Source organism: Mycobacterium sp. OTB74, from assembly GCF_029892685.1.
In the GTDB taxonomy this organism is placed as follows: domain Bacteria; phylum Actinomycetota; class Actinomycetes; order Mycobacteriales; family Mycobacteriaceae; genus Mycobacterium.
In genome coordinates this window covers 151,812-166,472 of the sequence record NZ_JARXVD010000011.1, presented here as the reverse complement: position 1 = coordinate 166,472, position 14,661 = coordinate 151,812, and the positions used below count along the sequence as shown (strand labels likewise).

Annotated in this window: 15 protein-coding genes; 8 read left to right on the top strand and 7 right to left on the bottom strand. The window is 63.1% G+C overall.

Translation table 11 applies throughout. The features are described 5' to 3' along the window. Positions 1–79: 79 nt before the first annotated feature. Positions 80–352 carry a DUF1918 domain-containing protein gene (locus tag M2432_RS16465; RefSeq protein ID WP_280827882.1) on the bottom strand — a complete coding sequence of 91 codons (273 nt, stop codon included), beginning with the start codon at positions 350–352 and terminating at the stop codon, positions 80–82. A gap of 167 nt (positions 353–519) precedes the next feature. Continuing rightward, a complete protein-coding gene (locus M2432_RS16460) occupies positions 520–792 on the bottom strand; it encodes a hypothetical protein (protein ID WP_280827881.1) in 273 nt (90 codons plus the stop codon). 416 nt (positions 793–1,208) lie between these two features. On the opposite strand from M2432_RS16460, the gene M2432_RS16455 reads away from it, so the two are divergent. From M2432_RS16455 to M2432_RS16440, 4 genes are all read left to right on the top strand, one after another. Then, positions 1,209–1,700, top strand: coding sequence for a carbonic anhydrase (locus M2432_RS16455; RefSeq protein ID WP_280827880.1), 492 nt, complete (start codon positions 1,209–1,211; stop codon positions 1,698–1,700). 38 nt (positions 1,701–1,738) lie between these two features. After that, complete coding sequence (locus tag M2432_RS16450; RefSeq protein ID WP_348536310.1) at positions 1,739–2,296, top strand: MarR family winged helix-turn-helix transcriptional regulator; 558 nt, start codon at positions 1,739–1,741, stop codon at positions 2,294–2,296. Positions 2,297–2,577: 281 nt separating this feature from the next. Beyond that, complete coding sequence (locus M2432_RS16445; RefSeq protein ID WP_280827879.1) at positions 2,578–3,705, top strand: NDMA-dependent alcohol dehydrogenase; 1,128 nt, start codon at positions 2,578–2,580, stop codon at positions 3,703–3,705. Positions 3,706–3,712: 7 nt separating this feature from the next. Next, positions 3,713–5,170: an NAD(P)/FAD-dependent oxidoreductase gene (locus M2432_RS16440; protein ID WP_280827878.1), complete on the top strand. Its 1,458-nt coding sequence runs from the start codon at positions 3,713–3,715 to the stop codon at positions 5,168–5,170. Positions 5,171–5,213: 43 nt separating this feature from the next. On the opposite strand, the gene M2432_RS16435 is transcribed toward M2432_RS16440, so the two are convergent. From M2432_RS16435 to M2432_RS16415, 5 genes are all read right to left on the bottom strand, one after another. Continuing rightward, positions 5,214–6,086 carry an SDR family oxidoreductase gene (locus tag M2432_RS16435; protein WP_280827877.1) on the bottom strand — a complete coding sequence of 291 codons (873 nt, stop codon included), beginning with the start codon at positions 6,084–6,086 and terminating at the stop codon, positions 5,214–5,216. A 283-nt stretch (positions 6,087–6,369) separates the two neighbouring features. Then, a complete protein-coding gene (locus tag M2432_RS16430) occupies positions 6,370–6,675 on the bottom strand; it encodes a hypothetical protein (protein WP_280827876.1) in 306 nt (101 codons plus the stop codon). Between the two features lie 149 nt (positions 6,676–6,824). Further along, positions 6,825–7,247 (bottom strand): nuclear transport factor 2 family protein, encoded by a 423-nt coding sequence (locus M2432_RS16425; protein ID WP_280827875.1) that lies wholly within the window; start codon positions 7,245–7,247, stop codon positions 6,825–6,827. 76 nt (positions 7,248–7,323) lie between these two features. After that, positions 7,324–8,823 carry an NAD(P)/FAD-dependent oxidoreductase gene (locus M2432_RS16420; RefSeq protein WP_280827874.1) on the bottom strand — a complete coding sequence of 500 codons (1,500 nt, stop codon included), beginning with the start codon at positions 8,821–8,823 and terminating at the stop codon, positions 7,324–7,326. A 239-nt stretch (positions 8,824–9,062) separates the two neighbouring features. Next, positions 9,063–10,493 carry a cytochrome P450 gene (locus M2432_RS16415; RefSeq protein WP_280827935.1) on the bottom strand — a complete coding sequence of 477 codons (1,431 nt, stop codon included), beginning with the start codon at positions 10,491–10,493 and terminating at the stop codon, positions 9,063–9,065. 78 nt (positions 10,494–10,571) lie between these two features. On the opposite strand from M2432_RS16415, the gene M2432_RS16410 reads away from it, so the two are divergent. From M2432_RS16410 to M2432_RS16395, 4 genes are all read left to right on the top strand, one after another. Continuing rightward, on the top strand, positions 10,572–11,156 hold the full coding sequence (locus M2432_RS16410) for a TetR/AcrR family transcriptional regulator (protein WP_280827873.1): 585 nt from the start codon (positions 10,572–10,574) through the stop codon (positions 11,154–11,156). A 629-nt stretch (positions 11,157–11,785) separates the two neighbouring features. Further along, complete coding sequence (locus M2432_RS16405; protein WP_280827872.1) at positions 11,786–12,139, top strand: isoprenylcysteine carboxylmethyltransferase family protein; 354 nt, start codon at positions 11,786–11,788, stop codon at positions 12,137–12,139. A 253-nt stretch (positions 12,140–12,392) separates the two neighbouring features. Further along, positions 12,393–13,481, top strand: coding sequence for a sulfatase-like hydrolase/transferase (locus M2432_RS16400; protein ID WP_280827871.1), 1,089 nt, complete (start codon positions 12,393–12,395; stop codon positions 13,479–13,481). A gap of 42 nt (positions 13,482–13,523) precedes the next feature. Further along, on the top strand, positions 13,524–14,639 hold the full coding sequence (locus tag M2432_RS16395) for a hypothetical protein (RefSeq protein WP_280827870.1): 1,116 nt from the start codon (positions 13,524–13,526) through the stop codon (positions 14,637–14,639). The last annotated feature ends 22 nt before the right edge of the window (positions 14,640–14,661 follow it).

The following is a 14,661-nucleotide window of genomic DNA, read 5'->3' as shown; positions in this document are numbered from 1 at the left end:
ACGGCCGCAGGGCGCGCGCCAGACCTTCGCCGGCCCCCCGGGCGTCGCCGCGGACATCATCGCGTGACCCGAGAACCGCCTACTCGGTCTCGGTCTTGTTGTGGAGGATCGCCGATTGCACCGCACCGAACCGATGTTGCGCCTGCTCATCGGCTCTTTCCTGCTCCTCGGCGGTGACGACGACCGCGTCCGAGCCCGGAAATACCGTCGCCTCGTGGTCGGTCTGAAGCCACCGCACGACGTACGGCGGTGAGCCGTCGCGTGAGTGCACGTCGGTGATCAGGCCCCGCTGATCCGGTAGATCGATCGTCGTGCCCTTGAGCACCAACCAGTCGCCAACTTTGGCCTTCATCGGCTGCCCCTCTCCTAGGGTTCCAATCGTGTCCGCATCTCACCGCTGCGTCGTTGCATCGGCGGGCATGTCGGTAGATCGGGGTTCAGCTGCACACTGATCTGATCTCTCATCGTCATGTCGGCGACACATCGACAGCATAAGTTCGACGGCGCTGCTCGTGATCCCTACGGCGACGATTTTTTCTTGCGGTTGTCTTTCTTGTGGTCGACGTGTGTGGGGTTCAGCGCGCGGTCGGTGCTGCGGATCAGGTTGCGATGGAACTGATACTGCGCGGTGACTAGAGTGTCGGCCAGGCTGATTGCCGCGTCGGTGATCTTGGCTCGCAGTGGATGGACCGCTTCGGGGATCGCCTCATCTAATGCTTTGTTGAACTGGCGCCAGGCCTCGGCTGCGGCGTGCTGACCGGCGCGGTCTGATTCGCGGAACTCGTCGAACAACTCGTCTGACTGCGACGATCGGGACGTCGGGGCCGTCGCTTTCAATGATGAGGACTTCGGCTTCGTGGTCTGGGGCATGTCAGGGCCTCTTGTGCTGGGTGCAAGTTTTCGCTCGATGCTATCGGCGGATCGGACGGCGCCATAGCGCCGAAAGTCCTTACGTTGCGATGGCCGATGGTCCCGACCGTTGTCAGCTGCCGAGACCGCCCTCCTGCACACGGGTTTGTGGCGGGGCTGGCATCTGTGCCCGAATTGAGCTGCGTAGATGACGCGAACGGCACCCATCATCCGTGGTATTCAAAGGAGTCCTAAGGATTAGGATCAGGCTGATTCACACCGTCAGCACCCGCTGACGCCGCCGTTACGCTCCGATACGAACACCTGCACGACAGCAAACAATCTGAAAAGAGGTCGCGGTGACGGTCACTGACGAATACCTGGCCAACAACGCCGCCTACGCGAGCACGTTCGACGGCCCTTTGCCGCTGCCACCGAGCAAGCACGTCGCCGTGGTGGCCTGCATGGACGCGCGGCTGGACGTCTACCGAATTCTGGGTCTGGCCGATGGTGAAGCGCACGTGATCCGCAACGCCGGTGGGGTGATCACCGATGATGAGATCCGCTCACTGGCGATCAGCCAGCGCCTCCTGGGCACCAAGGAGATCATTCTGATCCACCACACCGACTGTGGAATGCTGACCTTCACCGACGATGACTTCAAGAAGGCCATCCAAGAGGAGACCGGCATCAAACCCGAATGGGCCGCCGAAGCCTTCTCTGACCTGGAAGAGGACGTGCGTCAGTCGCTGCGCCGTATCGAGGCCAACCCGTTCGTCACCAAGCACGAATCGTTGCGCGGCTTCATCTTCGACGTCGCGACCGGCAAGTTGAACGAGGTCGTGCTCTGAAACCCGATGGCGCACGCCATCTCAGCCTCGACTCCAAAATCGTCGCCGCCCTCGACCGGGTCGGGGACGCTCTGCGCGTACTGGCCCGGCGGGCCGCAGAAAGCCATGACCTGTCGAGCACCCAGATGCGGGTTCTCGGTTGGCTTTTCGTGGGCCCGCCGCCCGACGCCCGCGGCACCACCTTGGCCCGTGAACTCAATGTCGCCGATCCGACAGTCAGCGATGCCATTGCCGCGTTGATCCGCAAAGGCCTGGTCATCCGCACCCCAGATCCCACGGACCGGCGCCGCCACGACCTGGTGCTGACCCACGCCGGTCGCAAAGCCGCGGCCGAACTATCCGGATGGACCGCACCGGCAGAGATCGCGACGTCCAAGCTGAGCCGCATCGAAGCCGAACAACTCCTCGACACACTGCTGCGCGTCATGGCCAAACTCCATGACGCGCAAATGCTTCCCGTCATACGCGCCTGCAGCACCTGTGTTCAGCTGGAAAGCACCGGCATTGACATGCGCAGCTACCGCTGCACGTTCTACGACACACCACTGACGATCTCGGACCTGCGAGTCGACTGCGCCGACCACGTCACCGCCTAACCCCCTCCACCTCGGCTGGGTCGATGTCCCGCAAGAGGAACTGGGCTGCGCTGCGTCCGCGCTGCCCGAGGCTCACCCAGCTCACGTTCGCACCGGCCGCACGGGCGGTCCTAGCCGACCGGGGTTCAGGCCGAGCTGTGTTCGTCGTTTGGTTCTCCCCCGCAGGACGATGATGGTATCTCTTACTGTATGGCCAACAGTATCTTGAGGAAATGCGGGCGAAGGCCACCGGGAGACAAACCCGCAGACCTCGTGGTAGCGACACGTCCAAAGGATGATTGATGAGAACCAAGGGCGCCCTTCTATGGGACTTCCACCAACCTTGGTCGGTGGAGGATATCGAGATTGGGGCACCGCGGGCCGGTGAGGTCGCGGTACGGATGGAGGCCGCAGGGCTCTGTCACTCCGATCATCACCTGGTGACCGGCGACATTCCCATGGCGGGGTTCCCGATCCTCGGCGGGCATGAAGGTGCAGGCGTGGTGATCGGCGTTGGCGACGGTGTAGAGAAGGTTGCGATCGGCGATCACGTTGTCATGTCGTTCATTCCCTCCTGCGGCATCTGCCCGTCATGCCAAGTCGGAATGCGCAATCTGTGCGACCTCGGAGCGGGCCTGTTGTCGGGTGCCTCGGTGTCCGATGGATCGTTCCGCGTCCAGGCACGAGGGCAGAACGTGGTGCCGATGTCCCTGCTGGGCACGTTCGCCCCCTACAGCGTCGTACACGAATCCTCGGTCGTGAAGGTCGATCCCACGGTGCCCTTCGAGGTGGCCTGCCTGGTGGGCTGCGGTGTGACCACCGGATACGGGTCGGCGGTGCATACCGCGAACATCGGCCCGGGCGACGATGTAGCCGTCATCGGCATCGGCGGCGTGGGCGTCTCGGCGCTACAGGGCGCGGTGTTGGCCGGCGCCCGCCGCATTTTTGCGGTCGACCCGGTGGAATGGAAACGCGAGCAGGCCATCTCGTTCGGCGCCACCGAGGCGTACCCGGACATACAGTCCGCCACCGCCGCCGTCGCCGCGGCAACGGGCGGGGCTATGTGTCGGAAAGTCATCGTGACGGTTGGCAGGGCCGAAGGCCGCGACGTTGAGTCTTGGCTGCAGTTGACGGCCAAAGGCGGCACCTGTGTGGTGACTGCGATGGGCAACGTCGTCGACACCGACGCTACCGTGAATTTGGCGTCGCTGACACTGTTGCAGAAATGCTTGTGCGGCAGCATCTTTGGCGGAGCAAACCCGCAGTACGATATTCCTTCGCTGTTGACGCTGTACTCGCTGGGGCAACTGAACCTCGACCAGATGATCACCCGCCAATACACCCTCGACCAAATCAATGAGGGCTATAGCGACATGTTGGCAGGCCGCAACATCCGCGGCGTCATCCGGTTCACTGACGCGGACTGGTGACCCCCGAGTGAGGAGCCCGCGCATTGCCATCATCGGCGCTGGATTCGCCGGAATCGCTGCGGCACTGCGACTTCGATCTGATGGGCACACCAACATCGCCGTATTTGAGGCGTCAGCTGACGTCGGCGGGACGTGGTTGCACAACACCTACCCCGGCGCCGCCTGCGATGCGCCTTCGCATATCTACAGCTACTCGTTCGCCCAGCGCACCCAATGGTCACGCCGGTTCGCACCGGGCCCAGAGATCCTGTCCTACCTGCATCGCTGTGCTGCTGATGGCGGAATCGCCGAGATGATTCACACCAACGCGCGAGTGATCACCGCGCGCTGGACCGGAACCCAGTGGCTCCTGGAGTTCGCCGACGGTGCCACCCACACTGCCGACATACTGGTCCCGGCACTCGGGCAGCTCAATGTGCCGGCGATCCCACCGATCACCGGCCTGGATCGGTTTGCCGGCAAGCACTTTCACACCGCCCGATGGCGCCACGACATCGATCTGACAGGTCTGCGGGTCACGGTCGTGGGGACCGGCGCCAGCGCCATCCAGGTGATCCCTGAAATCGCTCCGCGCGTCGGGCATCTGACCGTCGTCCAGCGTTCGGCACCTTACGTGCTACGGAAGTTCGATACCACCTATACCGAACGACTGCACCGCCTCTACCGATCCCTGCCACTGCTGCGAAGTGCTGCTCGCCAAATGATCTGGGGGTACCTGGAATTGGTCACTGTAGGCTTCACGCGGTGGCCACACGCTCTAGCGGTGCTGCAGCGTTATCACGACCGGATCCTGCGGACACAGATAGCCGATCCGGCACTGCGCAGGAAGCTTCGGCCTGATTACCCGATCGGATGCAAACGCATCCTGATGTCGAACGACTACTATGCAGCACTGACCCGCCCGAACGTCACCGTGCTGAGCGAATCACTCACTGGTGTAACTGAATTCGGTGTCACCACCACCTCAGGTCACCATCATGCCGACGTCATTATCCTGGCCACCGGTTTTACCAGCACGCCGCTGTTCTCCGGCATCGAAATCGTCGGGTGCGACGGCACCCGACTGCAGCAGGTCTGGGCCGAACGGGAAAGGGCCTATCTCGGGTTATCAGTGCCGCGCTTCCCCAACATGTTCCTCATGTACGGGCCCAACACTAACTTGGGTTCCGGTTCCATCGTGTACATGCTGGAAGCGCAAGTCGCCCACATCGTGGCTGCAGCCAATGTTATACGTGCACAACATAATCGCGCGCTGGAGATCACCGATCGCGCCTTCCATGCCTTCGGTGAGGAACTCGATGCTGCGCAACCACGCACCGTATGGTCGGGATGCAGCAGTTGGTATCACGATGCAGCAGGGCGCGATACCCACAACTGGCCGTGGACCATGAGCCAGTACCGCCGCCGAACCCGGCGAATTAACCGTGCCGACTACGAGCTGCTCGACATTTCGTCTCCAACGTGACAAGTGCCGTCCGAGTCGGTCTTTTCGAGCCGTTCAGCTGGACTCACGCCGTGTTCCCGCCTGTTGCCGCTTCGATGCCGATGGCATTGCTGGCCCGCGCCTCGTAGGACTTACGTGCCGTCGTGTCGAAATCCAGGAACAGGCGGTCGCTACCGGTGCGGCGGTGCACCCAACGGCGCCCACGTGGTCCGAGCAGGCCGACCAGGGCGAGTGCTACGCGGATGCCGCTGGGAACGGTCACGTGAGTCTTCGGTTTGTTCAGTGTCTTCACAATCGCCGCCGCGATGGCCGTGGGCTCGACCGGTCGGCTCGCTCCCGTCTGACGGGTGCCCGCGATCAGTTCGGTGTTGGTAAACGGTGGCATGACCACCGTGACGTCGACTCCGTGGGGCGCGAACTCGTCAGCCATCGCGGTGGACAATCCGACCACGGCGAATTTCGTTCCCGCATAGACAACTTGACCTGGGACGGCCATGACTCCGGCCAACGAGGCGATGTTGACGATGTGTCCGCGGCCGCGCTGGACCATCTCGGGCAGTATCAAGCGGCATCCGGTCAGCACGCCGTGGAAGTTCACTTCGGCCGCAGTTCGAATGGTCTCGTCGCTTTGTTCGAGGAACGGGCCAATGGGCATCACCCCGGCGTTGTTGATCAGCACGTCGATGTTGCCGTCTCCGTCGGTACGCGCCAGATCCAGGAATGCCGCGAAGGACGCCGGGTCGGTGACATCGAGTGGGTGGCCGCTCACGCTGCCGAGCGCGGACAGCTGTGCGACGGCGGTGTCGAGTGCTGTGACATCGCGATCACCGATAACAACCGTAGCTCCGTGCTCGAGCAATGCCCGTGCGGTCGCGTAGCCGATGCCTCTGGCGGCGCCGGTAATCGCGATGGTCTTTCCACTGATCCGGTCTACCACGTTCTCTTCCTATGCTGCCGTTGCCATTTGGGCCATTCGAGCACCTGCTGTCACCCCGATGGTGGAGAGGTACTCTGCGCGTCGACGGCAGCCAAAAGATGCGTGCCTGACTGATTCGACCGAGACCCATTCGACTCCATGCTGGGTCGCCGCTCTCGCCAGCTTGCGCAGATCAGGAATCGTATCACTTACGGTATCGGCAACAGTATCATTTTGAGAAGGCGATGCCGCCGGCATGCAGTCCGAGGAAGCTGACGCGCCTATGCGGTACGAAGCGGATGACCTACCGTCGCGTTGCGCTGTCGACGATGAACCATATGCGGCCAAAGAGATTTACCAAGGCGAGTCCTGCACCGGTCACCGCGACCCAACGTGTCCAGGTAGCGTCGGCGATCAGGTTCGTCAGCATGACGACACAAAACGCGGTGTCGGCAAGAATCAGGAACGCCACGACCGGCGTGTACCAGCGGATGAGCCCGATCTTCCAGATGGTGTGGTTGGCTACCGCGCGGGCGGGATCGGGTTCGTCGCCGAGCCGCTCGAAGTATTTCGTGTCGAACACCAACGCGAGTACCACCACCGGCAGCACCTGCGCGATTGTCGCGTAGAAGTCACGCACTCCGTCAGCCTTTCATCGGTTGCTGCTGTCACGGTTGCTTCGGTCAGAGCGGCCTGAATATGTAGTGGATCAATCTCCAGGTCGCTTGATCCCGCAACGTCGTTTCCGCCTGCGTGCCATTAGCCGCCTGGGAGGACGTCAGTAATAGGGGTGTTCTGCGCCGCGACAAGCCACCATTGGCCGTCGCGCTTGGTCAGCACATACATCGCCATCTCGCTGAACCCCCCGTGCAGTGCTTGGCGGCGAATCTGGGTTACCACCACTCCGGGAGTGGGACTGGTGGTTGCGACGATCTCGAAACGCGACGTGAGTTTGACTGGCTGTGCGCTCATCATCTGCCGGTGGACGGAATTGAGGAGGGCAAACCCGCGAACGACCTGTCCTTTCGGTGTACCCCACAGGATGTCTTCGGCGAACAACTCGTCGTACATGTCGGCTGCCCCGGTGTCATACCCGCGCTGCAATGCATGCAGCAGCGCATGGACAGCGGTTTCGGTGTCACCGCTGGGCTGATCGAACGCCGGGCGATCGGGTCCTGCCACGGCTGTAATCGTAGAACCTCAATCCTGTTTGAGGGCAACACAGCTCATCGTGCGCTGCCCGCGGGTGGCGTCATGCTCACTTGTGTTTCGTGGGTTTTAATCCTGATCTCCGGGGCGTCCTTGGTGGGCGATAGACGGCTGTTCGATAGGACCGCGGATCGATGGGGGCGATCCACTGCAGGGCCCGACGTAGCCGGGAGATGTTGGCGCCCAAGTCGTTGAGCATCTCGTCGAGGTTGTGTATGTCGAACGGCGCCACGAGTGCCCCGCGCGCATGATGGCCGTCGGTGCGGCGATGCATCCATGTCAGCCGCGCATCGATATCGGCTTCGCGCTGTTCGGGCCGGGGCAATTGCAGGCGACCCTCGAGCAGGGCCGCTGTCCACAGTGCCCCGATCTCGGCGCCCAGTGCGCTGACCATCGATGAGTTGTATCCGGCGAACGTCACAGCAGGCACCGTGGTGGGCAGGATCTGCCGATACAGCCGGAAATTGCCCTCGGGGTCGGTCAACTGTTCTCGGATCGAGCCGTCGAAAAAATCCACCTGTTGGTGAAACCCTGTGGCGCACACGACAACATCGGCGCGCACCCGGGTTCCGTTAGACAGCTCCACGTCTTTTCCGTCGCACAGGCGCGTGATTTCGGCATCGCGGTGAACGGTGATCAGCCCGGTTCCGACCTTTTCGAAAAATCCCTGGGTGACCAAGCTCGCAGTGCTTTGCGCGATCTCCTCGAAGGGTCCGTCAGGTTCCAACCCCAATGCCCGCAGCCCGAGCTGCCGGCTCACCAAGGCCTGCACCGCGTCGAGGGCGACGTCGCGCAGCAGATGGCCACGGCCGTTGTAGAAGCGCTCGAATCGATTCGGCCGCAGATAGTCGAACCCAGCTTCACCCAACCGGGTCAACGCCAGGTTCTCGTAGTTGCCGAGCACGCGCACGCGTCGCGGCATTTTCCATAACACCCGCCGAGTGACCACAGTGGTGGACGCGGCGACCTCGGAGACAGCCTCTGCGATGTCGCAAGCGGATTTGCCGTATCCGACAACCACCACATGCTCGCCGTAAATGTCTCTGAGAGAGCGGAATTCGGTCGCGTGACACACTCGTGCTCCGGCAGCGATGAACCCATCGTAGCCGGGGTAATCGGGCCTGGCCGGTGTGCTGAACACGCCGTTGGCAACCACCAGATGATCACACGTGTAGTCGGTGAGCCGGTTTTCGGCGAGCTCATGGAGCTGCAGTGACCAGCCGCCGGTGGGTACCGGTCGTGCGCTCAGGACATCGGTGCGAAGGTGGATCCGGTCTGCGAAACCGAACCAGCCGGCATAGCTCTGCAGGTAGGCCTGCACCTGCGCGCCACTGGGCACGCGCGGGTAGGTGTCCGGCATCGGAAAGTCGGAGAAGCAGTAGGTGCGTTTATTGTTCTGGCTGCGCAATCCCGGATAGCTGCGGGTCGCGCTCCATACCCCGCCCACATCGCCAACCCGGTCGAACACATCGACCGCATGGCCAGCCCCGTCTAACACTTTCGCGCTGGCCAGACCGGCGATACCCGCCCCTACGATCGCGATTCGCACTCATACAGCGTGCCAGGCCAGACCCGGTCGGAGGGCGTCAAAACGTCGGATCACAGGAAAGTCTGCGGCGACGACCTGATGGGCTCAAGCGCTAGAGGGGGATCGTCCGGGACGGAGGTGCACGTCGGGCGTATCGGCGCCAGTGGCTGGTGTAGGCGAGTGCGGGGCCATTGTGCTTGGCGTTCCTCGGCAGAGAGCTCTCCAGCGGTCATTTCGATCCGGCGAGCCGGCGGGGCATCTCAGCCGACATTCGAAAGTGACGGCGTCGGGAACGAGTGCGGAGAACGGTTCCGGCGACGGGGTTGGAGCTGGAAGCCCCGGGGTTTGAGCGTGAGCGATTCAGCGATCTGCAGCCGGTAGGTGTCGCTGGGCGACAGGTCGTAGCGGTGAAGGAGCAGACCCAGCGTGAGTACTGCTTCGTGCAGAGCGAATTGGCGGCCAATGCAGGCGCGCTGGCCTGTCCCGAAAGGTTTGTAGACGTGCGGAGGTCGGGCTTTGGCTTGGCCGGGGGCGAATCGGTCGGGATCGAACTGGTCGGGTTCCGGCCAGACTTTGGGGTCGCGGTGCGCTTGGGGCAGCAGCACCAACGCCCAGTCCCCTTGACGCATTCGGTACCGGCCGCCCAAGACGGTATCGGCCCGCGCTTCGCGAAGGTAGGCGGGCACAGTGGGCCACAGCCGTAGTGCCTCGTCGAGGGCTGCGCGTACGTAGCGCAGTTTGGCGATGTCGGTGAATGCTGGCTCGGGTTCGTCGCTGCCCCAAAGATCATCGACCTCGGCCTGGGCCCGTGCCATCGCCTGTGGGTTCGCCGTGAGGTAGTAGAGAGCGAATGACAATGCACCGGAGGTGGTTTCGTGGCCGGCGACCACGAAGGTGATGATCTGCTGGCGGATGTTCACCGGGTCGAGTCGGGCACCGGTATCTGGGTGTGCGGTGTGCAGCATCCGGTCGAGCAGATCGGGTGTCTCGGGTGTGGCTCCGGCGCGGCGGGCGGCGATAACGTCATCGACGGTGCGCTCCAACAATGCGACATCGGCTCTGTGTCGGCGCGTCGAGCCGACCACGGCTCGGCGGATTGGCGCCAGCCACCGGGTGGCGGGGAAGTTGCCGTAGCTCAGGGTCCGGTTCATGGCGGTGACAAAGGGGTGCGGTCTGTTGCGGTCGAACGCGTCGAACCGGTAACCGAATCCCGTGCGCCCGATCGTTTCCAGTGTCATGCGGGTCATGTCGGCGCTGACGTCGACGTGCTGGTGGCGCTGCGCAGCGAGATCCCAGCGGGCCAGTAGCTGGCGGGCAACAGACAGCATGGTTGCGTGGTAACCGAGCATGGCCTCGCGGGTGAACGCGGGCATCAGGATCTCATGGGCCAGTTGCCAATTCGGCTCGTCGTTGTCGGCGGTGAATAATGCGTCGCCGACGATTTGGCGCAACGCGTAGATGTGCAGACCAGTGTTCTTGGCAAAACGCGTCTCGTCGTTGAGGTCGGCGACCAGATCGGCTCCGCCCACCACAACGATGTCGACTCCGAACAGTCTGCGCACCGCGATCGGCCCCAGGTCACTCACCATCTGCATCGTCGACTGGACCGGAGTACGGGGGTTCAGCCCGACCACATCGCCGAGCAATGGCAATCGATACCGGGGATGGGGGATGGCGGCGGTGTCCACGATTGGCCCTCCTGGCTATTGACACAGAATCAATAAGGCATGATGCCGACGTTATTGAGGCGATGTCAATAGGATGTGAGGGTGCGAACGCGTCTGAATACAGCCCAGCGGCGCGCCCAGCTGCTCGAGATCGGCGCCAAGCTGTTCGGGCAACGCCCCTACGACGACGTATCGATTGAGGAAGTCGCCGAGATCGCCGGAATTTCCTACGGCCTGCTGTACCACTACTTCCCCAGCAAACGCGCCTTCTACCTGGCCATCGTCGAAGACGAAAGTGTGAAACTGCTGCACGCCAGCACGCCCGACCCACTGCTGCCGCCGCTCGCGCAGCTCACCGCCGGCCTGGACATCTACATCGACTACGCCGCGCGCTACCCCGACGGGTTCCGAGTCGCCCAAAGCGGTGCTTTCACCAACAACGATCTCCGGGAAATCCATCACGCACGCACCATTGCTCACCGTGACCGCATCCTGACGTCTCTGGCCGCAGTCATGGCCACCGACGGCGCGACCCAGATAGCGGTCACTGCTTGGCTCGGATTCGTCACCATCGCCATCCTCGACTGGCTCGACAACCGCGCCGTTACCCCCGACCAACTCCGCGACCTCTGCGTCCGCGCCTTCCTTGCCGCCGTAGACCTTCCCGCTGCTACCGCCTCGTCGTAACGGCAGATCGCGGAAGTATCCAACCCAACACATTCGATGCCGCTCGACGGGCTCCCGCACCACGCAAGCTCGTCGGATGGCGAGTGCACTGAATGCTCTCAGCTGGGTCCGGCTTTGCGGGGTAAGTCGTTGCCCTACGCGGGCTTTCGCGCGATCAGGTACGCCTGCTGTGTCGACTCGACGCCGTCACTGTCGGGTTGGCGCACCACTCGTCCGTTGATCGTGGCAGAGGCAAACACTAGAGGCGCCGATCCACAACCGCAGGCTGCGGCGGCTCCGCTTTCTGGGAGTTGTTCGCCGATCTGCTCGACTAGCATTGCCGTACATGGCTGTTTTCGTCGCGGCATCGCGTGAAAAGCGTTGAATGCCATGCGTACAGGGTCTGTGAAGGCTTCGCCGTCCACCGGGTCCATCCGCTCCCGAACTGACGGCTGGCTGGTAGCCGGGTACGTCGTTGCTGGAGGCTTCTTTGCTCAAGAGCTGTTTCTGCGTCGGCGCGGAAGCGCCTCCAGCCTGAACGCGTCTGCGGGCGACGAGGGCACTACGCGCCTACTCTTGGCGTCCTCCGCGCTTGCCGGTGGTGTTCCTCTGGTGATGCGCCGACTGCCCGTGCCGGTGATGCCCCCGCGGTGGCGGCCGCGGGGCTGGTCGTGCAAGCGTGTGGACTGGCAGTGCGGGTGTGGTCCATGCGTACGCTTGGCGGTTTCTACACCCGGACCCTGCGTGCCGCGCAGGGCCAACAGGTGGTCGACACCGGCCCGTACCGAGTGGTTCGTCACCCCGGTTACAGCGGTGCCCTGTTGGTGTGGATCGGCTTATCGCTGGCTTCGCGAAGCGTGCCTGCGACCGTCGTGGTTGCCGGTCTGATGGGCCGGGCCTATCGGCGGCGGATCGCGGCCGAAGAACACCTACTGCGAAGTGCCCTACCGGGATACGCCGACTACTGTCGCAGGACCCGGAAGCTGATCCCGTTCGTCTGGTAAGCGTCGACGCGCGTCCGGGAGATCAGTGTGCGACCGGCGTCGGGCCGCTGGCGGTTCGATGAACTTTCGGACGCCCAGGCTCGCCACTCCGTAGTGTCGGATGCACGTGGTCACGACGAGGAAGTGGTGTGCGATGACTTTGACCGAATATGCAGCCGGCACTGCGTTTCCAGGGCGCGTGGGTCGGACCATCGCCGAATCAGACCCGGCTTGGCCCAAGCCGAACCGGGCCTAGGCCGGTGCACCGAACGTCGTGTTCGTCGTGCTCGATGACACCGGCTATGGACAGTTCGGTTGCTATGGATCACCGATCAACACACCCAACCTGGACCGGCTGGCGCAGAACGGCTTGCTGTACACCAACATGCACACCACGGCGCTGTGCTCACCGTCGCGATCGTGCATCTTGACCGGTCGCAACCACCACTCCAACGGCATGGCGTGCATCACGGAAGGGTCCACCGGCTTTCCGGGGTCCAATGGGGCAATCCCGTTCGAGAACGGTTTCCTGTCGGAGATGTTGCTCCCGCACGGCTACGCCACCTATTGCATCGGGAAATGGCATCTGACTCCGGCTGAACAGATCAGTGCCGCCGGCCCGTACGACCGCTGGCCGCTGGGGCGGGGCTTCGAGCGTTACTACGGCTTCCTCGGCGGCGACACCCACCAGTACTACCCGGACCTGGTCTTCGACAACCACCAGGTCGAGCCGCCCTCGACGCCCGACGAGGGCTACCACCTGTCCGAAGATCTCGCCGACCGAGCGATCAGCTTCATTGCCGACCTCAGACAGGTCGCACCCGACAAGCCGTTCTTCCTGTACTTCGCCACCGGCGCGAACCATGCGCCCCATCAGGCCCCTGTTGAGTGGATAGCCAAGTACCGCGGGCAGTTTGACGATGGTTGGGATGCGTATCGAGAGAAGGTGTTCGCCCGCCAGAAGCAGGAGGGCATCATCGCCGAAGACGCGGTGTTGTCGGCGCACGATCCCGACGTGGCGCAGTGGGACGAGCTCGCCGATGATGAAAAGCGTCTGTACGCGCGGATGATGGAGGCCTTTGCCGGGTACTTCGAGCACGCCGACCACCAGATCGGCCGTCTGGTGGACTATCTCGATTCCACTGGGCAACTCGACAACACGCTGATCATGGTGATCTCGGACAATGGGGCCAGCGCTGAGGGCGGCCCGCATGGCTCACTCAACGAAAACAAGTTCTTCAACAACGTTCCCGACGATCTCGCACAGAACTTGGCCGCGATCGACGAGCTCGGCGGACCGAAGCACTTCAATCACTACTCGTGGGGCTGGACATTCGCGGGTAACACCCCGTTCCGCCGATGAAAGCGCGAAACCTACCGCGGCGGTGTCGCAGACGGCTTCATTGTGCACTGGCCCGCAGGTATCGAAGCCAAAGGTGAACTGCGCCATCAGTACGGCCATGTGATCGACATGGTGCCGACGGTATTGGAGGCGCTCGCTGTCGACCCGCCCGCGGCGGTGCGCGGAGTCACCCAGTCGCCCATCGAGGGTGTCAGTTTCGCGCACACCTTCGACGACGCGCAGGCGGCCACCAAACATCACACGCAGTATTTCGAGATGTTCGCTCACCGGTCGCTTTACCACGACGGTTGGCGAGCGGTATGTCCTTTTCCCGGACCATCTTTCGTCGAGGCCGGGGTCAGCTTCGGCATGCTCGAACTCAAGGAAGATGCTCTGCGGCAACTGGATGCCACCGGCTGGGAGCTGTACCACGTCGACGTCGACCCCGCAGAAACCAACAACCTTGCCGACCAGGAGCGTCCGCGGCTCATCGAGATGATCGCGCTCTGGTACACCGAAGCGGGCAAGTACAACGTCCTGCCCCTGGACAGTCGGGGCACCATGCGCTTCGCCGATGAGCGACCCCAGATCAGTGCCGCGCGTGACACCTACGTCTACCGTCCCGGCACACAGGTCGTGCCGGAAAACGTTGCGGTCAAAGTGCTCAATCGCGCCCACTCGATCACCGCTGAGGTTGAACTCTCCGACACCGACGAGGGCGTCGTCATGTGCCACGGCAGCAACGTCGGTGGCTACACCTTGTTCATCCAGGACGGTCTATTGCACTACGTGCACAACTACGTCGGTGTTCGCGAACTGCACCTGGCGTCACAGGCCCGCGTTGGTGCAGGTAGGCACACCCTGCGCTACGAGTTCGAACCGACCGGAGCGCCCGACTTGCAAGCCGGTAAGGGAACCCCCGGGCACGCGCGGCTACTCATCGACGGGCAGGTGGTGGCCGAGGCCGACTTCCCGGTGACGATTCCGCTCGCGATAGGGATCGGCGGTGGCTTGGTGGTCGGACGCAACGCCGGTTCGCCGGTCACCGAGATGTACTCGTCGCCGTTCGGGTTCACCGGCACCGTCGATACAGTCACCATCAGCACCGCGCCGGGCGAACACGACGACGAAGAAGAGAACAAACGCGCGCAGGCACGAATCGCTATGTCCCGGCAGTGATTCGAAAGCTGCCATCGACCGG